The sequence below is a fragment of the Bradyrhizobium sp. SZCCHNRI1009 genome (assembly GCF_032487575.1).
Taxonomy (GTDB): Bacteria; Pseudomonadota; Alphaproteobacteria; order Rhizobiales; family Xanthobacteraceae; genus Bradyrhizobium.
Window position 1 is genome coordinate 683,937 of sequence record NZ_JAUEUL010000002.1, and the last position, 21,146, is coordinate 705,082.

Below are 21,146 nucleotides of genomic sequence, written 5' to 3' on the forward strand. Positions count from 1 at the left end.
CTCAATCGACGCGGCATGCTCGTCACGTCATCGACGACGGCGCCTTCAGCTTTCCTTGTACGCGTGGCCCCGAAGACAGCGGGGCGAAACCGCCCGTCGCAGCGGACCCGAATTCGACCCTCCAAGATCCTTCGCCTTCGCGCTGACGATGACTGCGACCCGTCCAGCTTCATCTGACGCATCTCGGAAGCTCATTGAGCAGCAGGCCTCGCGGTCGGCCGAGGATTATGTGGTCCTTGCCGAGCAGGCGAGCGGCCCCATTTCGCGGCGCAATGCACCATCCTACATCTGGGGCGCCGCCCTGGACGAACTCGCGCGCATGCAGCCGGATGCACGGATCGTCAATCTCGAAACGGCCGTGACCCACAGTAACGACGGGGCTCACAAGGGCATCAACTACCGCATGAGCCCAGAGAACGCGGACTGCCTCATCGCAGCAGGAATCGACCGCTGTGTCCTGGCCAATAACCACGTGCTCGACTGGGGCTACGCCGGCCTGGACAGCGCTGAGCTGTGACAGCGAAGAGATCGTCGAGGCCGTAAGCCGGAGAGGGATGCGTGATTATGTACGATCGGTGATCGAAGCGCGACGGCAGGTCCCATCGCGCATTGCTACGATAGCCAAGGATCCATCGAGCTATGATCTCGTTGTTGTCGGCACGCCGGTGTGGGCCTGGTCACTTTCGTCGCCCGTCCGCGCCTTCCTGCTGGCAAGCAGGTCAAGACTTCCTGCGGTGGCGTTCTTTTGCACGCTTGACAGAGCCTTCGGCCAGATGCAGGAACTCGCGGGCAAGCCTCCAGTCGGATGTCTCGCAATCACGGCACGTGAGGTCGCATCGGCTACGTACCAAGCGAAGGTCGTAATGTTTGCGGAGGCCCTGCAGCGCAGTCTGGCCGAGCAGCGTGAAAGAGCGGCGCCAACTGCGGCCTGAATGGCTGCGTGCTGATAGGCAGCCTGCGACATTTCAGCGAAGCGCGCCGAGCAGATCGCTCCGCGATACGGTTGGGCTGCGGCGAGGTGTGTCAACCGGCGTGCAAGATATTGGACGCCGGTGGGCATCGAAAGTGCGCTCGGCAAGGGTGTGAGCGCCGGCCGTCTGCCTTGGCGGGTGTCAGCTTGAGACGGTGACCGTCTCGGCGAGATCCTGGGGTGCTTCGGCATTGCCCGGCGCAGCATCCATGAGACGCGAGCAGTCATACCTCGGCCGCAGAAGCGGTCGAGTTCAGGATTCGACAGAGACGAACGGCCGGTCCGGCGGGCGAACGACAAGCACCGGCACGTTGCTGTGTGTCAGTACTTTGTTCGTTTCGCTTCCGAGCATGATGGCGGTGATCCCGCGCCTGCCGTGCGATGCCATGACGATCAGGTCGCATGACCTCGCTTTCGCCATGTCGACTATAGCCAGATAAGGATGATCATGTTCGACATGCACGGCCTCGCAGCCGACGCCAGCGGCCAACGCGACCTCCTTGGCCGCATCGAGGTACTTCGTGGCAAGGGCCGCGACCTGCTTCGCGTACTGCGCCGGCGTGTCCGTGACCATTGCCGGCTCAACGGCAAAGGTGTGGAAGGGGGTGGATACGGTCAATATCGTGACCGTGGCGCTAGCCGACTTGGCGAGGGCGATGCCGTACTCAACCGCAGCCTGCGACAACGTCGAGCCGTCCGTCGGGATTAGAATATGTTTATGCATGCGGCATCCTGACTGTGAAACCATTGCGGCCCGACCGATGCAGTTCTCGACCACAGCTCCGCGTGCCGCAAAGCGGAGCCGCTAAAGAAAGCGTAGGCACTTGCAGCAACCGTGATGACAGGCTGCTATTGTTTCGATCTTGCAGGCGGGGAGGTTGATTTCCATCAAGCTCCAACACCAAGGCTGGTCCTGCATCCAGCCGGAGGGGTGTCAGACCCGCTTGCCGGAGTCGGGATCGAACAGATTCGCCTTGTCCATGTTGACCTCGAAAGAATAGAGGCTGCCGACAGGCGCCTTGTCCTCGGGGTGGACGCGCGCGATCATCTCTACACCGCCCAGATCGAACACGATCATGGTATCGGGTCCGGTCGGTTCGACCACATCGACTGGACGTTGGAACGTGCAGAGCAACCCGCTCGGCTTCTGGGTGCCCTGACGGGTGATGATTTCCGGCCGGAGTCCCAGTTTCAGATGGCGCCCGACATGAGCGCCAATCGAGGCTGACGCTCCCGGCGGAACGGCAAGTCGCACATTGCCGCGCGCGTCTTCCACTTCGAGCCAGATTCCATCACCCTGAACGACGCGTGCCGGCACCAGGTTCATCGCCGGCGAGCCCATGAAACCTGCAACGAACAGGTCCGCCGGCTGCTCATAGACGGTTTCCGGCGCGGCGAACTGACGGATCCGCCCATTGTCCATCACGGCGATGCGTGAAGCCAGCGTCATCGCCTCCACCTGATCATGAGTGACATAGATGATGGTCTGCCCGAGCCGGGCGTGCAGCTTCTTGATCTCGGTGCGCATCTCCACCCGCAGCTTGGCATCGAGATTGGACAAAGGCTCGTCGAACAGAAAAACATCGGGCTCGCGCACCAGCGCCCGTCCCATGGCGACGCGCTGGCGCTGTCCGCCGGATAGCTGGCCGGGCTTGCGCTGCAGTAGCTGCTCAATATGCAGCAGCTCGGTCACGCGCGCGAGAGCCTGCTGCTGCTGCACCTCCGGGATTCGCCGCGTCACCATCCCGAACAGGATGTTGTCGCGGACGGTCTTGGTCGGATAGAGCGAATAGGACTGAAACACCATTGCGATGTTTCGATCCTTTGGCGGTACATCATCGACGATCCGGTCGCCGATCCGGACCCGGCCTTCCGACAATGTCTCGAGCCCGGCCACAACGTTGAGCAGGGTCGACTTGCCGCAGCCCGAAGGCCCGACCAGCACGACGAATTCGCCATCGGCGATTTCGAGGTCGATGCCGTCGAGCACCGCAGTTGCGCCGAATTGCTTGTAGACCTTGTCGAGACATACAGAAGCCACGGTCAACCTTTCACGGCACCAGCGGAGAGCCCGCGCAAGAAATAGTTTCCGGCGATGATATAGACGGCCAGCGTGGGCAGAGCAGCGATGATGGCCGCCGCCATGTCGACATTGTATTCCTTGACGCCCGTCGAGGTCGCGACCAGATTGTTCAGCGCAACCGTGACCGGGTTGCTGTCGCCGGCCGTGAAGGCCACTCCAAACAGATAGTCGTTCCAGATCTGGGTGAACTGCCAGATCACGGTCACCACGATGGTCGACGGCGCGAGCGGGAGCACGACCTGGAAGAAGATCCGGAAGAAGCCCGCGCCGTCAATCTTGGCCGCATTCATGATGCCGTCCGAGACGGTGACGAAGAAGTTGCGGAAGAACAGCGTCGTGAACGGAATTCCATAGATCACGTGGACCAGCACCAGTCCGGGAATGGTGCCGGCCAGATCGAGGATGCCGAGGGTACGCGCCATCGGCAACAGAACGACCTGAAAGGGAATGAAGGCGCCGAACAGGATCAACCCGAACAACGTCTCTGAGCCGGGAAACCGCCACTTCGCCAGGGTATAGCCGTTGACGGCGCCAAGCATGGTGGAGAGGCATACCGACGGAACGACCATCAGAACCGAATTCCAGAGATAGGGCTTGAGACCGGCGCAGCGTACCCCGACACAGGCGGATTCCCAGGCTTTCGGCCACGCCTCGAAGGTGACGGCGCGTGGAAGGCTGATCAGCGATCCGGTACGGATCTCCGCGAGCGACTTCAATGATGTCGCCACCATCACCAGCAACGGCAGCAGGTAGTAGAGAACGAACAGGCCGAGGATCGCGAACAGGACGCCGCGCAGCGCCGTGGTTCGGATACCGGTCGGGCGGACGATGCCGGGCGCGCGCGAGCGGATCATTGGCGCTCCGTCCGCAGCTCGGACCATAGATATGGCACCATGATCGCCACCACGGTCGCCAGCATCATGGTTGCGCTCGCCGCCGCGGTCCCGAGCTCGCTGCGCTGGAATGCGAACGAGTACATGAAGGTCGCAGGCATATCGGTCGCATAGCCTGGCCCACCGTTCGTCAATGCAATGACGAGGTCGAAGCTCTTGATCGCGAGATGGCTCAGCACGACAAATACTGACAGAAAGATCGGCCGCAGCATCGGCAGCACGAGCTGGATATAGAGGCGGAACGGACCGGCACCATCGACCGCCGCGGCCTTGAGAACATCGTCGTCGATCGAGCGCAGGCCCGCGAGAAATAGCGCCATGGCATAGCCGGAAGATTGCCAGATGCCGGCAATCACGACGGTGTAGATTGCCATGTCCGGATTGACCAGCCAGTCGAAGCGAAAGCTCGTGACGCCGAGCGACTGCACCATCTTTTCCAGTCCGAGACCAGGGTTGAGGATCCATTTCCAGGCGGTGCCGGTGACAATGAACGACAATGCCATCGGGTAGAGATAGATGGTGCGGATCACGCCTTCGACGCGGATGCGCTGGTCGAGCAGGATCGCCAGCATGATGCCGATAACGGTGCAGCCGCCCATGAACAGGGTGGTGAAGATGAACAGGTTGGCGATCGCCACATACCAGCGCGGCGTCGCCCACAGCCGCGCGTATTGGACGAGCCCGGCAAAGCTGTAATCGGGCAGGACGCTGGACCGGGTGAACGAGATGTAGATCGTCCAGGCAATGAACAGATACACGAACACGAACACGGCCGCGCCGGACGGACTTATGACCAGGCGCGGCAGCCAAGTGTCGACACGTCGCAGGAGTCGATGGAGCGCTGCGTGGGGCATGGCGATGGTACTGCTCGACGGACATGAGGCGCTGCAGACGGCAGCGCCGTTCGTCTTATGACCTCGCGCGCCTGATCGCCTCCATCAATCGTTTGACAGCGTCCTGCGAGCTCATGTCCGAATTGAAATGGTTGGTCACGACGTCCAGGATCTCGCCGCGTACCGAACGCGACACCGCCATTTCATGCGCCATGCTTGGAACCAGGGTATTCGCCTTGGTGTCCGCAGCCAGATCGTCCATCGATTTCCGCGCGCAGGAATCGAACTTGTCGCGCGGCACGCCGAGCCGTGCGGGGATCGACCCCTTGTTGAGGCTGAACGTCTCTTGGAAACCCTCCGACATGATCAGGCTGGCAAGCACCTTCTGACCCTCCAGCTTGTCGACACCGTTCACCTTGAACATCGCGATGCTGTCCGAATTCAAGATGAAGCCCGGCAGGCCCGGCGCCGGAATGCACAAGAAATCCTGGCCAGCCACTTTTCCGGCCGCCACGAACTCGCCTTTCGCCCAATCTCCCATCAGCTGGAAGCCAGCCTGGCCGTTCATGATGGTGGCCGTGGCGAGGTTCCAGTCGCGGCCGGAGAAATCCGGGCTGACATAGGAACGCAGCTTGCGCATCTGGTCGAACACCTTGATCATCGTGCTGCTGGTGATCGCTTTTTCGTCGAGTTCGACCAGCGCTTTGCGATAGAAATCCGCGCCACCCAACCCGAGCACGACCGTCTCGAACAAGGTCGCGTCCTGCCACGGCTGGCCACCATGCGCCAGCGGCGTGATCCCCGCGGCTTTGAGCTTGTCCGCTGCGGCGTTGAACTCGTCCCAGGTTGTCGGCGGCAAGACGCCCGCTTTGGCAAGCACCGCCGGGTTGGCCCAGATCCAGTTGACCCGATGGATGTTGACGGGGGCGGCCACGTATTTGCCGTCGAACTTCATGATCGACGCAAGCACCGGCGGCAGCAGCTCGTCCCACTTTTCCGCCCGAGCGACCGCATCGATATCGGTGAGTACGCCCTGGCGCGCCCATTCCTGGATATTCGGTCCTTTGAGTTGGACCGCGCTCGGCGGATTGCCGGCAACAACGCGCGCTCGCAAGGCGGTCATGGCGGCGTCGCCACCCCCGCCAGCGACTGGAGAATCGATCCATTTGCCGCCTTGGGCTTCGAAGGCGCTCTTCAGCGTGGCGATCGCCTTGGCTTCGCCACCGGATGTCCACCAGTGCAGCACCTCGACGGTGCCGCCGGCCTGGCAGACGCTGGGGAAGGCCAGGACGCCAAGCAACATGCCTAGTGCTGCAGTATGACCGCCGAGCCGCATGGGAAGTCTCCTCATCCTTCTCGCTAAGTTTTGGTCCCGATTAACCTTAAGTTGTAAAAAGCTGACATGTCCATCGCCAAGAGCGTTGACCTGCGTCAACAATGTCGACGGTCGCTTGAGAGCTGGTAGATCGGCAGCAACTCGACAAGGTCCAAGCCCTGGCTGTCGCGCTGGGTGTTGAGCCTTCCGATCTGCTGAAGCCGCCTCTCTAAAAGAGGACGTTTGGAAAGATAGCTGGCGAACCGGCACGGTCAGCAACAGCGATCCTGCAATATCGGATCACCGGCACGTTGCACCTCGGCGTTCGGGCGTCCGTCAGCGCGGAAGCATAGCGTTCAAGGCGAAACTCAGAAGAGCCGGACGATCTCGGGGCCAAGATCGTCGTCTGGTTGCGCTTCGCTTGCCGGCAGTTGGAGAGTCGTGCGCGGACGGGCAGGGGCTACGTCCCATGCTGGTGGCATTCACCTTCGGCGGGCTATCGAAGCGCCCAGAAGGAACGCGAACAGCAGAGAAGCAAGCGGGGCCCGGCGGGCGGCGTTGCTTAGGACGCTGAGCGGCATGCCTGGCTTGCGCCCGGACTCCACGGCGCTGCGCACCTGCTTCGCAGCCTGCTTTACGAGACCAGCGAAGGAGCCAAAGGCGGTCTTCTTGTCCTCGGCAGGATAGAGCCCTTCATAGATGAACGGCGGGAGCGATGGATCGTCTCTCATGGTCGTTTTCTCGTTTTGCGGGATGCGCTTGTTTGCCTGTTGGCATCAATGGCGCGGAATTAGAGATGGTTCCGCGCCTCCCCCTTGGGCGCGGTTGTGATCCTGAGGCCGTGGCTTTGGCGGGTCGTCCTAGCCCAGCCCAACCATTGGACGGTGCGGGCGCCGCCAAAATTTCCCATTTGAGATCAAGGCGCCTCAATAGAAGGAGGGGTGAATAAGCCATTGATCTTATTTCTGGCCTTTCGCCCCTGTCGTGCCACACACGACCGGAGGCTGCGGGCAAAGGCCTGTTCTCTCTCCGTCCATCTAGCCTCCAGAGATGGGGCGCTCAAATGAACGGCCTCAGCGCGTCCACAGTCGCGACATAGCGGTCCAAGGTCGAAATATTGCGCTGAGGCGGATCAGGACTGGTGCCGCCTCGTGATCGCGATGCGCGTCGCCTGGCCGTACAGCCCCGCCATCTGGTCAAGCTGAGCCGCTGTCGCGGCGCAGCCGTCGATCCAGCCGGGTAGGCCGTCGAACATCGGCGGCAGGGTTGCCGCGCGCAAGGCCGCATAATCCTCGGTGACGGCGCGGCCGCGTGTCGTGGCGCGGTAGCGTGTCTCCTTGCGTGAGGAACGGCCTTCGGTCTCGATCAGCCCGGCGCGGACCAGCTTGCGCGTCGCATATTGCAGATTGGGCACATCGACGCGGTTGAGCAGTTGGCCAACCTCGGCGAGCCGCTTCGGCTCGTCGCCCATGCGTACGACATTGAGGACGGCGACATCGTCGCCGGTCAGCGGCACCTCGCAAACGGCGGCGAGGCAGGAAGCCTTCCAGCGATAATAGGACTGGGCCAGCCGCTCCAGCGCGAATTCGAAGTCGGACAGCCGTCGCTCGGTGTCACTGCGCGCAAGATGCCACGCTCCCTTCGCGTCGCCTTTGCTGCCGCTCTCGGCCTCATCGCGAGCCGCCTCTGACCGTGACCGCGCCTTGCCGCCCGCCACTCTCGCCTTCACCGCCACGGTCTTGCGCCTCGCCCCAGCGCTCGTCGTCCTCTTCAATAGCCCGTCTCCCGATGCCGCTCCGCACAACGCGTGTGCAGCGCATGCTCAATCTCTGCTGTTTACATCCAACGTTTTTACATTAAAAATTCAATGAAGAAAACACATCAGGCGCGGCGTCACCGTGGACGTCGGCCGGCAGAACCGGGGAGCACGACAGTGGCTGGTCAGTGGATCGACATCGCCGCCGCCGATGGCGGCACGTTCAAGGGCTATCTCGCGGTGCCCGCGTCAGGCTCCGGTCCCGGCATCGTGCTCCTGCAGGAGATCTTCGGCGTCAACGCCTCGATGCGCGCGGTCGCCGACTATTATGCTGAGGAAGGGTATGTGGTGCTGGCGCCGGACCTGTTCTGGCGCTTCGAGCCGGGCATCGAGCTCGGCTATGGTGAGGCGGATTTCGGTAAAGCCTTCGGCTACTACCAGCGCTTCGACGTCAATCTCGCGATCAAGGACACGGCCGACGCGCTGAAGGTGCTGCGCGCCCGTCCCGAGTGCAAGGGCAAGGTCGGCGCGCTCGGCTTCTGCCTCGGCGGCAAGCTCGCTTATCTCACCGCCGCCCGCACCGACGTCGATTGCGCCGTCTCCTATTATGGCGTTGGCATCGAGGCCGATATCGCCGAGGCCAAGAACATCAAGGGCCCGATCGTCTTCCACTTCGCCGAGCTCGACAAGTTCGCGCCCGCCGAGGCGCGCGAGGCGGTCAAGGCCGGCTTTGCCGGCCGCGACGATGCCGAGTTCTATCTCTATCCGGGCTGCGACCACGCCTTCGCCGCGCCGGAGCGCGCCAGCTTCGATAAGCCGGCGACCCTGATGGCGCATTCGCGCTCGATCGCGCTGTTCCGGAAAGTGCTCGGCCCGCACTACGATCTGTCGTCGCTGTGGGACCGTCACACCGAGCTCGAATTCGCCACCCGCTCGGCGGAGGCGACGATGGGCACGATGGTCGCCGAGCCCTACGTCAACCACATCCCGACCATGACCGGCGGCGTCGGCTACAAGGATCTCTTGAGGTTCTACGCCAACCATTTCATTCCGAAGACGCCGGCGGACACCAAGCTGGTGCCGATCTCGCGCACCATCGGCGCCGACCGCGTCGTCGACGAGATGCTGTTCTGCTTCACCCACGACATCGAGATCGACTGGATGCTGCCCGGCATCCCGCCGACCGGCAAATATGTCGAGATTCCGCTGGTCGCGATCGTCCGCTTCCGCGGCGACAAGCTCTACAACGAGCACATCTACTGGGATCAGGCCTCGGTGCTGGTGCAGATCGGCCTGCTCGATCCGGCGAAGCTCCCGGTCGCCGGCATCGAGACGGCGAAGAAGCTGGTCGACGAATCCCTGCCCTCGAACACGCTGATGAAGCGCTGGGCCGAGAGCGCGCCGAACTGATCAATTCGTCCGGCGGCGTCGGCAGGGACGTCGCTTCTCTTCGCTCATCGTCCTTCGTCCATGCGGAGTTGCATCACCATGCGTGACCATCAGATCTCTCGTCGTACGATGTTGCAGCTCGCAGGCGCAGCTGCGTTGCCACTCGCCACCGGCCTGCCGCTGCGCCCCGCCAGTGCCGCGCCGGGCACGCTGACCATCGCCTACAACGTCAACCTGCCGTCGTTCGATCCGACCGTCGGCGTCTCGGCGGTCAATCCGACCATCCAGTCGATCTACCAGGCCATCTTCGATCCCTATATCGGCCAGGCCGCCGATCTCTCGTTCAAGCCGGGCCTCTTGACGAAGTGGGGCTGGAACGAGGACCGCACCAAGGTCACGATGGAGCTGCGCTCCGACGCGACCTGGCATGACGGCTCCAAGGTGACGCCGGAGGACGTGGTGTGGTCGCTGACCCGCGCCGCCGATCCGAAGGGCGGCAACCCGATCCAGTTCGTCTGGTCGAAGATCAACAACTTCAAGATCGACGGCCAGACCATCACGGCCGACGTGGTCGAGTTCGAGCCGGTGCTGTTCAAATGGATGGCGTTCCTCACCGGCTACGTGCTGCCCAAGGCCTATTACGAGAAGGTCGGCGCGGAGGGCTTTGAGAAGGCGCCGATCGGCTCCGGCCCGTACAAGGTCGATGCCTTCGAGCGCAACGCGTTCCTGCGGCTGAAGGCGCATCCCGGCTATTGGGGGCCGAAGCCGGCGTTCGAGACCGTCGTCTTCAAGTTCGTCACCGATCCGACCAGCCGCGTCGCCGAGATCGAGTCCGGTGGCTCCGACATCACCTTCGAGATTCCCTATGAAGAGTTCGACCGCCTCAGGGCCAAGCCGAATTTGGCAGGCCTGACGCAGCCGATCTCCGACATCGGAATGATCTTCCTCACCGACATCGATCCGATGCTCGACCGCAACATCAGGCTCGCCGCCAACCACGCCATCGACAAGAAGGCGATCGTCGACAAGCTGCTGCGCGGCTATGGCGTGCCGATCGATACCTTGGAAGCTCCGGGCTACGCCGCCTTCGATCCCTCGATCAAGGTCGCCTATGATCCGGAGCTCGCCAAGAGCCTGCTCGCCCAGAGCGGCTACTCGGCCGCTAAGCCGGTCAAGTTCACCATCCAGACCACGCGCGGCTTCAAGCCGAAGGACTATGAGATGGTCCAGGCGATCGCCGGCATGTGGCGCAAGGTCGGCATCGAGGCCAACATCGAGGTCTACGAGATCGCGCAGCATTTCGAGCTGCGCGCCCGCCACGCGCTGGCGCCGGCGGCGTTCTACAATTGGGGCAACGCGATCGGCGATCCCACGACCTCGACCGGCTTTGCGATGTTCGGCCCGTCGCCACATTCAGCCTGGAAGGGCAAGGACCTGATCGAGCGCATCGGGCCCTTGTGGGGCGAGAAGGACGAGGCCAAGCGCATCGCCGGCTGGAAAGCGGTCGACAAATACATCGCCGAGGAGGGTGAGGTGATCCCGCTGCTGCAATACGTCCAGCCGATCGTGCACAAGAAGGGCCTCAAGGTGGTGCCGCAGGCCAACGGCATGATCCTGCCGCAGCTCGTGACCCAGGGCTGAGACGGAGTCGGGCGATGCGCTGGAGCGCCATTCTCAAGCGCCTCGCTCTGATCCCGCCGACCCTGCTCGGCGTCGGCGCCATCGTGTTCGTGCTGCTGCGCGTGGTGCCCGGCGATCCCATCGCGATGATGATCCCGCCCGGCGCCTCGCCGGCCGACATTGCGCGGCTGCGCGCGCTCTACGGCCTCGATCAGCCGCTGCTGTCGCAGTTCATCACCTGGCTTGGCCAAGTCGCGTCGGGCGATTTCGGCCGCTCGATCAGCCTGCGCCAGCAGGTGTTCGAATTGGTCAGCGCGCGGCTGCCGGCGACCCTTGAGCTCGCAGCGCTCTCGGTGATCATGGCGCTCGTGATGGGCGGAGCCGTGGCGCTGGTCGGCAGCCTCACGCGCGGCACCCGCGCCGAATGGCTGCTCGACACCGCCAACGGCTTCTTTCTCGCCATTCCTGATTTCCTATGGGCCCTGATCCTGCTGCTCGGCTTCGGCGTGCTGCTGCCGCTGCTGCCGATTTCCGGCCGGCTCGATCCGCAGCTTGCCGTGGCCTTCCGCACCCACTTCTATCTGATCGAGAGCCTGCTCACCCTGCGCCTCGACGTCGCCGCCGATCTCTTGCGCCATATGTTGCTGCCGTCGCTGGCGCTCGCGCTGCCCTTCGCCGCGCTGGTCGCGCGTCTCCTCAAGGCGCAGCTCGCAGAGGCCGAGGACCAGGACTACGCCCAGATCGCCCGCACCCGCGGATTTTCGCGCACCACGATCCTGCAGCGCGAGGTGTTCCCCAACGCGCTGATCCCGACGGTCGCGCTCTCAGGCGTGCAGGTCACCCTGCTGCTCGGCGGCACCGTGCTGGTCGAGCGCATCTTCTCCTACGAGGGCATCGGCAACATGGCGATCGATGCCGTCATCAACCGCGACTTCCCGCTGATCCAGGGGCTGATCCTGACCTTCGCCGTCCTGTTCATCGCTCTCAATCTCGCCGTCGACCTGCTGGTGGCGCTGCTCGATCCGAGGCTGCGCCATGGTTGACCTGGTTCTTTCTGGCCCGATCACGGCCCAGCCGTCGCGCTGGCGCAGCGCTCTCTCACGCGGCGGCGCGCGGCTGTGGATCGGCGGCGGCCTTGTGGCGCTGCTGCTGCTCATCGCGCTGTTCGCCCCGGTCATCGCGCCGCATGATCCGGCCGAGCAGGATCTGATGTCGGCGCAGCTGCCGCCGGCCTTCATGCGCGGCGGCGAGGCGGCGTTTCCGTTGGGCACCGACAGCCTCGGCCGCTGCGTGCTGTCGCGCCTGATATATTCCGCGCGTACTGCGGTCTCCGTCGCGCTGATCGCCTCGCTGCTCGCTGCGGTCATCGGCATCGCACTCGGCCTGATTGCCGGCGCCTTCGGCGGCTGGATCGATCAGCTGGTGTCGCGGCTGATCGACGTCTGGATGGCGTTCCCGCCGGTGCTGCTGTCGATCGTGCTCGCCGCCGTCATCGGCGCCGGCCTCACCTCGGTCATTGCTGCGATCGTGGTCGTCGACTGGACCCGCTTCGCCCGCATCACCAGAGCCGAAACGCAGGCGCAGCTCGCGCGCGACTACGCCGCCGCGGCCCGGGTGCTCGGCCTCACCCGCGCGCAGGCGCTGCGGCTCGAGATCCTGCCCAACCTCGTGCCGCTGATCGTCACGTTGCTGGCGGTCGAGATGGGCATAGCTATCCTGGTCGAGGTCATCCTGTCCTTCGTCGGCATCTCCGTCACCGGCGACACCGCGAGCTGGGGCGGCATGATCACCGAGGGACGGCAGATCGTCTACCAGGCGCCCTGGATCATGGCGCTGCCGATCGGCGCCGTCATCGTCAGCGTGATCGGCTTCAACCTGCTCGGCGACGGCCTGCGCGCCGCGCTCGATCCGGTGCAGCGCCGATGAGTGCCGTGCTCGACATCGACAATCTCCACGTCGCGATCGGCGCCGCCAATGTGCTGCGCGGCGTCTCCTTGCGCGTCGAGGCCGGCGAGGTCCGCGGGCTCGTCGGCGAATCCGGTGCCGGCAAGTCGATGGTCGGCCGCACCATCTTCGGCCTGCTGCCGGCGAAGGCCGCCATCACGGCCGGCCGCGTGAGCTTCGAGGGTCGCGACCTCCTGGCGATGCCGGACAAGCAGCGCCGCGACCTGCTGGGACGGCGCATCGCGCTGATCCCGCAGGATCCGATGACGTCGCTCAACCCGGTCCGGCGTATCGGCGCGCAGATATGCGCGGTGTTGCAGCTGCATCTGAAGCTGTCGAAGCGTGCCGCGCGCGATCGCGCCGCCGAGCTGCTTGCCGAGGTCGCGATCCACGATCCCGCCGGTGTGCTGCATCTCTATCCGCACGAGCTGTCCGGCGGCATGCGCCAGCGCGTGCTGATCGCGATGGCCTTCGCCTGTGACCCGTCGCTGGTCATCGCCGACGAGCCGACCACCGCGCTCGACGTCACCGTGCAGCGCCAGGTGCTGCAGCTGGTCGAGCGGATGCGTCAGCGCCACGGCGCCGCGATCCTGTTCGTCACCCATGATCTCGGCGTCGTCGCCAAGGTCTGCCGCAGCATGACCGTTCTGCATGCCGGCCGCGTGCTCGAGGATGGATTGACCTCGGACGTGCTGGTGAAGCCGCACCACGCCTATACGCGCGCGCTGCTGGCGGCAACGCCGCGCGCCGACCGTCCCGCGGATAGTTTAAAGCCGGTGCCCCCGGCGCTGATCGAAAGCTTGTGGGCCGAGGCGCACAGGCTCGATCAGCTCGCGGCGGGGAGGCCGGCATGAGCGAGATCCTGCTGCGCGCCGGCCAGCTCGGCTTCGCCTATCCGGCGCGATCGAAATCGCTGTTCGGCAAGCCGGTCATGCGCGACGTCATCAAGTCGGTCGATCTCGCCGTGCCGCGCGGCGCGGTGCTCGGCCTCGTCGGCGAATCCGGTTCGGGCAAGACCACACTGGGCCGGCTGCTGGTGCGGCTCTTGGAGCCGACGTCGGGCGGCATCCAGTTCGACGGCATCGAGATCAGCCATTTGTCGGAAGCCGCGCTGCGCCCCTTGCGCGCGCGCATCCAGATGATCTTCCAGGATCCGCAATCCTCGCTCAATCCGCGCCTGCCGCTCGCGGTCACCTTGACGCGCCAGCTCGAGGTCTATGGACAGTTGAAAGGCCGGCGCGATCGCCGCGACCGCGCCGCCGCGCTGCTCGATCTCGTCGGCCTGCCGACAGCCTTCGTCGACCGTTATCCGCACGAGCTCTCCGGCGGCCAGCGCCAGCGCGCCGGCATCGCACGCGCGCTGGCGCTGCAGCCGGACTTCATCGTCGCCGACGAGATGGTCTCCGGGCTCGACGTCTCGACCCAAGCGCACATCCTGATGCTGTTGAAGGAGCTGCGCGCCAGGCTCGGGCTGACCGTGGTCTTCATCAGCCATGATCTCTCAGTGATCCGCGTGCTCTGCGACGAGGTCGCCATTCTCAAGGGCGGCGAGGTGGTCGAGCACGGCCCGGTCGGCCGCATCTTCTCCCATCCGCAACACGCCTATACGCGCCAGCTCCTGGCCGCCATTCCGCTCCCCGATGTCGAGCCGGGCTGGCTCGACGACACCTCGCCCCGTGAGCAACCCCAGCAGCAGGGATCAGCCGCATGAGTGCTTCGATCAAGGACTCCGTCGTCGTCATCACCGGCGCCACCGGCGCCATCGCGAAGGCGCTCATCGCCGAGCTGCTCGCCCGGGGCGCTGCGAAGATCTATGCCGCCGCCCGCGACGTCTCCGCGCTCACGGCGTCCGACAGGGTCGTGCCGTTGAAGCTCGACGTCACCAGCGATGGGGACGCGGCAGCCGCCGCCGCACAGGCTTCCGACGCGACGCTGCTGATCAACAATGCCGGCGTCAATCACAACACTGCGTTCATGCTCGCGCCCGATCTCGCCATCGCCACGGAGGAGATCGAGATCAACTACCTCGCGCCGTTGCGGCTGACGCGCGCCTTCGCGCCGGTGCTGATCAAGAACCAGGGGGCCGTGCTCAACATCCTGACCATCCTGGCGCGGGTGAACCTGCCGCTGATGGGCTCCTATTGCGCCTCGAAGGCCGCGGCGCTGAGCCTCACGCAAGGACTGCGCGGCGAACTGACGCCGAAGGGCGTCCACGTCGCCGGCGCGCTGCCCGGTGCCGTCGACACGCGCATGACGGCCGGCCTGCCGATCCCGAAGATGACGCCGGCCGAGGCCGCCAAGGAAATTCTCGACGGCTACGAGACCGGCGAGGAGGACATCTATGTCGGCGACATGGCCAAGGGCATCGCCGCCGGCCTCGCGCAGGATCACAAGGCGGTGGAAAAGCAATTGGCGTCGGGCTAGCACGAACGCCCTGATAAAAGTCGCACCCGGAGCAGCGACGCGAGAAGGTCGACGCGGCAGAGAGCGCGAGGCATGTAACCGAGATTTCTGCCGCGACGAGGCGTCAGTTCTTCCGATCCCGAAAACTATAGGTGACAGGCCCCAGCGCGGGCCCAGGAAACTGAGACGACTGGCATTGGCTTCCCGAGGCCGGTTCCTTTGAAGCCTGCCAGGCGTACGTAAAGGCCAGGGAGCGGTCCGAGAGCGTGGCCGAAGTGCGACAGTCTGCCGTTACTCGCTTCTCCGAAGACGGCCGGCCCCTAGGCAGGTTGCAGGAACTGGGTGACGTCCGCCATTTGTTGGGGAACGCGCCTTTTGCCAAGCTCGAAAAGGTCATCGTAGCGCAGCGCGGAAGGAACGCTGCCCTATGCGAGCAGATCGAACCAAGGCGTCGTGAACGAGGACGGCTGCTTGAGGCCCGGTATAGACCAGGCGTTGCCCGCCTAAGGTCAGATTGATTGAAGCCCCTGGCTCACCCGCCGAGCTTGTCACCCCAAAAATGGAGGTGCGGCATGCCCCGGAAGTCAAATACGCCTAGTGAGGCCCGTAACGAGTTCGTGCAGCTCGCGCTTGTCCCGAACGCCAACATTCAGAGCCTTTGTCGGCGGGGATCACCGTTCAATGAGAATACGCGCAGCGGGCGATAACACGCGCCTTTGCCCACGGGACATGAGCGCAGCGCTCGCATCTGAGTTTCAGAGGGAGGATAGTTCCCCAAGCAATTTCACAGTCAGATCGTCACCAAGTGTGGTTATCAGCGCTGGCCATCGCCCATCAACGGCTTCATGGGCTCCCCATCTGGACTATAGGACGACACGCCGTCTCCGACGGAAAAGGACATCAGGTCGTGTCCGATGACTAATGGACCCTGGTACGTCGCGCGGGTGCGCCGAAGCAGCGCCTCCTCGGGCACATCCTGCACCGGCTTCACCGTCGCGAATACGACATGCGAATAGACCGCCAGCTTCGGCTTTGCGAGCGAGAAGATCCGCCCGGCTTCCTCCGGTGAAGTGTGATGGGCTTCGATAGCACGATAAGAGGGATAATCCTTCACGAGATCAGGTTCGATGATTGCGACCTCGTGAACCAGCAGATCGGCGCCTTTCGCGGCGTTCACGATTCGCTCGTCATATTTGGTGTCACCCGATAGAACGACTTTCTTGCCGCCATACTCGATCACGTAGCCGAAGGCTGGCTTGATCTTCTCACCGTGGTTGACCTCGATCGCCGTGACCTTCACGCTGCCCTTCTCATAGACGAGTCCGGGCTGAATGTCGTGCGCATTAAATGCCACGCCTTCCGGCGGCAGATGTTCGTCATCCTCGCGAATGCGAATATCCTCCGAGAACGCCTTGGTCAGGTTTTGCGTCATTGCGACGGTTCCGGCCGGCCCGAAGATCACCATCGGTGATTTTCGTGAGGCCCAGGGCGTTCCGATCCAGCCGCTGAGCCACATATCAGGCAAGCCGACAATATGGTCGGAGTGGAGATGCGTGATGAAATGAGCGGTGATGGCGCCGAGCGGAATTCGCTTCTGGAAGAGGCGAATGGTCGAGCCCCGCCCCATATCAAACAGCAATTTCTCGGGTCCGGCCTCGACGAGTGTTGACGCACTGAAGCTTCCGATCCGTGGGGTCGGTGTGCCGGTTCCGAGCAAAGTCACCTTCATCTCATCTGCCGCGGATGGATGTCCCCACAGCAGAACACAGGCCGCAATTGTAGAGGCAACTAGTCTCACTATGCCAGTTTCGATTGCTTGCATCTGAACACCGAACATCTTCGAGGTTGCTGATAGCAGGGCTGCCTGTGGCCGTCGCCGCCTTGATCAGCTTGGTCCATTCAGGGACTCGGCTCGATCGTTGATGTGTGTCTTTCGGCTCAGCGTCAATGGTCGACAAACGTTTGACCAAATCAAATGTGTTTTGCGATGCACAATGCTGCTGTTGGAGTTTTTCAAACGACGGTATGTTTAGAAAAAATCACCTCGTCCGCCATCCTCCACCTTCAGCCGGAACGTCATGAGCAACTTGAAGGATCCGTCAAACATTGACGAGTATCTCGCGTTTCGTATCTACAATCTTGGAAAGCTCGCCGCGCGGGGCGCGGGCATCATGCTACGGCGGGAGTTGGGGATCGGTCGGCGCGACTGGCGCATTCTTGCTTACCTCGCGCAACGTCCCGGCATGAGCCTGAGCGAACTCGCCGAAGTCGCCGACATCGAGCTGGAGCTTGCAAGTAGAGGGGTCGGTAGGCTCGTGGGCAGCGGAATCGTTGCGAAGACAAGGCTCCCCAAAAATAAGCGACTCTTGGCACTTTCCCTGACGGACACGGGACAGGCCCTGTACGAGCAGGCGCAACGGATAACCAAGGCGTACAACAGAGACTTGGCAGCGTGTCTGAGCGATGAACACGCACAGATATTGGACATGCTGCTGAGGAGACTCTCGGAACGAGCTGCGGAGCTCACTGATCTGCAGGCAGGCGCTGGCGGCGAAGAAGACATCGTCGAATAGGGTATTCGATGCCGTCATGCCCCCCGGCTGCTGCCATTAGTCGAACCGACGCCAGCTGGAGGCGGGTTCAGCGTATGCGGGCAATGTGGGGGCGCTCCCGAGGCCGCGGACAAAAGATGCGAATGCCGGCGGCGTTCTAGATCTGCCTACTAGACCTGCGTAACGGAGTCGAAGTCCCAGCTCACATCGGGCGGGTTCTCGCCGATCCTTATTGTGCCGTCGTTGATGAGCCGATAGGGCGGCACCGGAAGATTGTAGGGTGCGGGAACGCCGGCAAAGACGCGTCCCGCCAGATCGTATTTGGAACCATGACACGGACAGAAATATCCGCCGCTCCATCCCGCTACCGGGATCTGTGTGCTTGGGTCGGGATAGAACAGCGGGATGCAGCCGAGATGCGTACAGATCCCGACGAGAACGCCGTATCTGGGTTCGATCGAGCGATGCCAATTGGTCGCGTAAGGCGGCTGCTGCATGGCCTTCGACCCAGGATCCGAGAGGCGCGCGACGAGGTTCGCGTCCTGCAAGGTCCTGAGCGCCTCGGGCGGACGGTTGACGATGAAGATGGGCCTTGAGCGCCACCGCACCACCGCCTGCTGCCCCGGCTGCAGCTTGGAGGCGTCAAACTCGACCGGCCCGCCTGCGGCGAGGGTGGAGGCATCCGGGTCCATCTGCGCCACCATCGGCACCAACGATGCGATTGCGCCGACACCGGCGAATGCTCCGGTGGTGACGTAGAGAAAGTTGCGCCGCGTCAGTGCCGTAGCTGCGGCGTCTGTTGGCGATGTTGCATCTTTGGCCATCGATCGCTCCATTTCACCTAAGAGCCCTTCTATGCCGAACGCCGCAGTCCGCCGGGCGATCGCAGCCGAACAGTTCATCTTTCTGTGCTTCGGCAGCCCATGCCGCCTTACTACGAATTCATCTCGCCGAAAGGATGAATTAATTCGTCGGACAGGACGTAGTAATCTGACGAGCGTTACTCCTTCGTGCAACGCCGTGAGGCGCAACATCTCGAGGGAGACAATCCATGTCGGACAGCAATCAACAACCTCGCCGCAGGATCATGCCCGCGCGGCGCCTGACTTTGCTCGGATCGGCTGCCGTGATCGGTTCGGCGATCGCGCTGTCAGGGCCGCTTGGCTATGGCCGCCTGATCGATCAGGCCTGGGCGGCGGCGCCTTCCCAGGGCGAGCAGGGCCCCACTGGCTTCGCCGATCTGGTCGCCAAGGTCAGGCCCGCGGTGATCTCCGTCCGCGTCAGCGTCGACGAAGGTGACGAGACCGACATGCTGGGGCCGAACGGGGAGCCGTCCATGCAGGGAACGCCGTTCGAGAAGTTCTTCCGCCAATACGGATTCGCCGACGGCCCGCAAGGCAAGATGCGTCGCCACCAGATGATTACGGGAGTTGGCTCGGGATTCTTCATTTCGGCCGACGGCTACGCGGTGACCAACAACCACGTCGTGGACCACGCCAAGTCGGTGGAGGTCACCACCGACGACGGCAAGTCCTATACCGCCAAGGTCATCGGGACGGACCCGAAGACCGACGTCGCGCTGATCAAGGTCGAAGGCAAGTCGGACTTCACCTATGTCAACCTGGACAGCAAAACGCCGCGCGTCGGTGACTGGGTCGTGGCGGTCGGCAATCCCTACGGCCTCGGGGGGACCGTCACGGCGGGCATCGTCTCGGCGGAAGGCCGCGAGCTCAGCTCAAGCCCCTATGACAACTACATCCAGATCGACGCGCCGATCAACAAGGGCAATTCGGGCGGTCCCACCTTCGATACCAACGGCAATGTCATCGGCGTCAACACCGCGATCTATTCGCCCACAGGCGGCTCGGTCGGCATCGGCTTCGATATACCTGCGCCGACGGTCAAGATGATCGTTGCCCAGCTCAAGGACAAGGGCGTGGTCACCCGGGGCTGGCTCGGCGTGCAGGTCCAGCCGGTGACGGCAGGTATCGCAGAAGGCCTCGGCATGAAGAACGCCGCCGGCGCGCTGGTCGACGAAGCAAAGCCGGATACGCCGGCGGCGAAAGCCGGGATTGAACCTGGCGACGTCGTTACGGCCGTCAACGGTGAAGCCATCAAGGACTCGCGCGCCCTGGCGGGCCGGATCTCGGCGATGGCCCCCGGAAGCTCGGCAAAGCTCGACATCCTGCGCAAGGGTGAGTCCCGGACCATCGCTGTGACGCTTGCGACAATGCCGAACCAGCAGGAGAAGCAGGCCAGTTCCGACGATCACGGCAGCGGCTCGGCTCGCGGCGTGCCACATCTCGGTCTGTCAGTCGCGCCCGCAGAGGACGTGGCGGGCGCCGGAAACAAGGGTGTCGTGGTCACCACCGTGGATCCCGACGGCCCGGCGGCGGAGCACGGTGTGCAGTCCGGCGATGTGATTCTCGATGTCGGCGGCAGGACCGTCGGCACCGTCGCCGAACTGCGCGACGCATTGTCGGAGGCAAGGTCCGCCGGCAAGCGCGACGTGCTGATGCGGGTCAAGTCCGCCGCCAATACCCATTTTGTTGCGGTCCCGATCGGCTGAAGCGCGGATACGGAGCCTGCTGCCGGTGCTCTCCCCATCGCCGGCGGCAGGCCACGCGTTGTGTGCGGGATGAACGACGGACATGCGGCGAGCCCCCTGTCGATCCGACGTCTCGGCGAGGGGCGACTCCGCAGAATCGTTGCGGCGGCCGGCGCGTCCAGTGGCCACATCTGGCGCATCCGGTACTGAAACGGCAACCGGATGTCGCGAAGTGCGTTTCACGTCAGGGGGAAACCAACGGTGGGGAGCCAGCACCATGGGCATGGTCAACAAGGAAACACCAACCGAGCGCCCTCCGGCCCGCGCGAAGACGGATCGACTGCATCCGCACGTTACCGGATCCTGGCCGGACTTGCGGCCTGGCTGGACGTCTCGGTCTGTAGGGCGCAGTCGGAGGACAGCGAGATGATGTCGCGGGTGCCGTCGACTGGCTGCAAGTCGGTGGCGAGATGGAGCCGTTTCGCGATCGAGGGACAGCAGCCGGGATACTGGCCGGCAGGATCAAGATCCAGCGCGGGCCTTGGATCTGACGGTCGCTCGGACAAGCGCGCAGAGAGACTGACGCCAAAGCTAACGAGCCGGCACCGGGTCCGCGACGGGCGATGCCTGCTCGTGATCACCGGCGGGGCCGGTCGGGCCGCGGCGTGCCGGCCCGTCCGGTTCTTCGGGCGCCGGCCGGGGCCATATTCCGAAAGTCCGGACGCGGCGCCGCGAGGGCCCTGGCCCGGCGGCAGCGATGGTTCACAAATCGCAGCAAACCGAAGGACATGCAGACGCCTCACGCCGCACCGTTCGGCTGGCACGATTGCTGCTTACTGA

Annotated in this window: 20 protein-coding genes; 11 read left to right on the forward strand and 9 right to left on the reverse strand. The window is 63.8% G+C overall.

All coding sequences use genetic code 11. The features are described 5' to 3' along the window. The first annotated feature begins 148 nt into the window (after nucleotides 1–148). Complete coding sequence (locus QX010_RS06750; protein ID WP_315802382.1) at nucleotides 149–517, forward strand: CapA family protein; 369 nt, start codon at nucleotides 149–151, stop codon at nucleotides 515–517. Nucleotides 518–554: 37 nt separating this feature from the next. Continuing rightward, on the forward strand, nucleotides 555–932 hold the full coding sequence (locus QX010_RS06755) for a hypothetical protein (RefSeq protein WP_316178400.1): 378 nt from the start codon (nucleotides 555–557) through the stop codon (nucleotides 930–932). 291 nt (nucleotides 933–1,223) lie between these two features. Here QX010_RS06755 and QX010_RS06760 read toward each other — a convergent pair whose 3' ends face one another. The 7 genes from QX010_RS06760 to QX010_RS06790 form a co-directional block, all read right to left on the reverse strand. Further along, complete coding sequence (locus QX010_RS06760) at nucleotides 1,224–1,694, reverse strand: universal stress protein (protein ID WP_316178401.1); 471 nt, start codon at nucleotides 1,692–1,694, stop codon at nucleotides 1,224–1,226. Between the two features lie 210 nt (nucleotides 1,695–1,904). After that, the gene (locus tag QX010_RS06765; protein WP_316178403.1) at nucleotides 1,905–3,011 is read right to left on the reverse strand and encodes an ABC transporter ATP-binding protein; all 1,107 of its coding nucleotides are present in this window, start codon (nucleotides 3,009–3,011) and stop codon (nucleotides 1,905–1,907) included. A 2-nt stretch (nucleotides 3,012–3,013) separates the two neighbouring features. Further along, a complete protein-coding gene (locus tag QX010_RS06770; RefSeq protein WP_316178404.1) occupies nucleotides 3,014–3,907 on the reverse strand; it encodes a carbohydrate ABC transporter permease in 894 nt (297 codons plus the stop codon). Next, nucleotides 3,904–4,800, reverse strand: coding sequence for a sugar ABC transporter permease (locus QX010_RS06775; protein WP_316178406.1), 897 nt, complete (start codon nucleotides 4,798–4,800; stop codon nucleotides 3,904–3,906). Before QX010_RS06775 ends, QX010_RS06770 begins: the two co-directional genes overlap by 4 nt. Before the next feature lie 55 nt (nucleotides 4,801–4,855). Next, a complete protein-coding gene (locus QX010_RS06780; protein WP_315802388.1) occupies nucleotides 4,856–6,115 on the reverse strand; it encodes an ABC transporter substrate-binding protein in 1,260 nt (419 codons plus the stop codon). Nucleotides 6,116–6,576: 461 nt separating this feature from the next. After that, nucleotides 6,577–6,825: a hypothetical protein gene (locus QX010_RS06785; RefSeq protein ID WP_315802389.1), complete on the reverse strand. Its 249-nt coding sequence runs from the start codon at nucleotides 6,823–6,825 to the stop codon at nucleotides 6,577–6,579. A gap of 401 nt (nucleotides 6,826–7,226) precedes the next feature. After that, entirely contained in the window at nucleotides 7,227–7,868 is a 642-nt protein-coding gene (locus QX010_RS06790) for a MarR family transcriptional regulator (RefSeq protein WP_316178409.1), read from the reverse strand. 159 nt (nucleotides 7,869–8,027) lie between these two features. Between QX010_RS06790 and QX010_RS06795 the strand changes: the two genes are divergently transcribed. From QX010_RS06795 to QX010_RS06825, 7 genes are all read left to right on the forward strand, one after another. After that, a complete protein-coding gene (locus QX010_RS06795; protein ID WP_316178411.1) occupies nucleotides 8,028–9,260 on the forward strand; it encodes a dienelactone hydrolase family protein in 1,233 nt (410 codons plus the stop codon). A gap of 78 nt (nucleotides 9,261–9,338) precedes the next feature. Beyond that, the gene (locus tag QX010_RS06800) at nucleotides 9,339–10,880 is read left to right on the forward strand and encodes an ABC transporter substrate-binding protein (protein ID WP_316178412.1); all 1,542 of its coding nucleotides are present in this window, start codon (nucleotides 9,339–9,341) and stop codon (nucleotides 10,878–10,880) included. 14 nt (nucleotides 10,881–10,894) lie between these two features. Further along, entirely contained in the window at nucleotides 10,895–11,902 is a 1,008-nt protein-coding gene (locus QX010_RS06805) for an ABC transporter permease (RefSeq protein ID WP_316178414.1), read from the forward strand. Beyond that, complete coding sequence (locus QX010_RS06810) at nucleotides 11,895–12,785, forward strand: ABC transporter permease (RefSeq protein WP_315802394.1); 891 nt, start codon at nucleotides 11,895–11,897, stop codon at nucleotides 12,783–12,785. The genes QX010_RS06805 and QX010_RS06810 overlap by 8 nt, the downstream gene beginning before the upstream one ends. Continuing rightward, nucleotides 12,782–13,657, forward strand: coding sequence for an ABC transporter ATP-binding protein (locus QX010_RS06815; protein ID WP_316178416.1), 876 nt, complete (start codon nucleotides 12,782–12,784; stop codon nucleotides 13,655–13,657). The genes QX010_RS06810 and QX010_RS06815 overlap by 4 nt, the downstream gene beginning before the upstream one ends. Beyond that, entirely contained in the window at nucleotides 13,654–14,514 is an 861-nt protein-coding gene (locus QX010_RS06820; protein WP_316178418.1) for an ATP-binding cassette domain-containing protein, read from the forward strand. Before QX010_RS06815 ends, QX010_RS06820 begins: the two co-directional genes overlap by 4 nt. Then, nucleotides 14,511–15,227 carry an SDR family oxidoreductase gene (locus QX010_RS06825; protein ID WP_315802397.1) on the forward strand — a complete coding sequence of 239 codons (717 nt, stop codon included), beginning with the start codon at nucleotides 14,511–14,513 and terminating at the stop codon, nucleotides 15,225–15,227. Before QX010_RS06820 ends, QX010_RS06825 begins: the two co-directional genes overlap by 4 nt. A 793-nt stretch (nucleotides 15,228–16,020) precedes the next feature. Here the strand turns inward: QX010_RS06825 and QX010_RS06830 are convergent. Next, nucleotides 16,021–16,935: an MBL fold metallo-hydrolase gene (locus tag QX010_RS06830; RefSeq protein WP_316178419.1), complete on the reverse strand. Its 915-nt coding sequence runs from the start codon at nucleotides 16,933–16,935 to the stop codon at nucleotides 16,021–16,023. Nucleotides 16,936–17,284: 349 nt separating this feature from the next. Here QX010_RS06830 and QX010_RS06835 point away from each other — a divergent pair, with 349 nt between their 5' ends. Then, nucleotides 17,285–17,779: a MarR family winged helix-turn-helix transcriptional regulator gene (locus tag QX010_RS06835; RefSeq protein ID WP_316178421.1), complete on the forward strand. Its 495-nt coding sequence runs from the start codon at nucleotides 17,285–17,287 to the stop codon at nucleotides 17,777–17,779. Between the two features lie 149 nt (nucleotides 17,780–17,928). Here the strand turns inward: QX010_RS06835 and petA are convergent, their stop codons facing one another. Next, nucleotides 17,929–18,582: a ubiquinol-cytochrome c reductase iron-sulfur subunit gene (gene petA, locus QX010_RS06840; protein WP_316178422.1), complete on the reverse strand. Its 654-nt coding sequence runs from the start codon at nucleotides 18,580–18,582 to the stop codon at nucleotides 17,929–17,931. Between the two features lie 227 nt (nucleotides 18,583–18,809). On the opposite strand from petA, the gene QX010_RS06845 reads away from it, so the two are divergent. Then, on the forward strand, nucleotides 18,810–20,327 hold the full coding sequence (locus QX010_RS06845; protein ID WP_316178424.1) for a Do family serine endopeptidase: 1,518 nt from the start codon (nucleotides 18,810–18,812) through the stop codon (nucleotides 20,325–20,327). The last annotated feature ends 819 nt before the right edge of the window (nucleotides 20,328–21,146 follow it).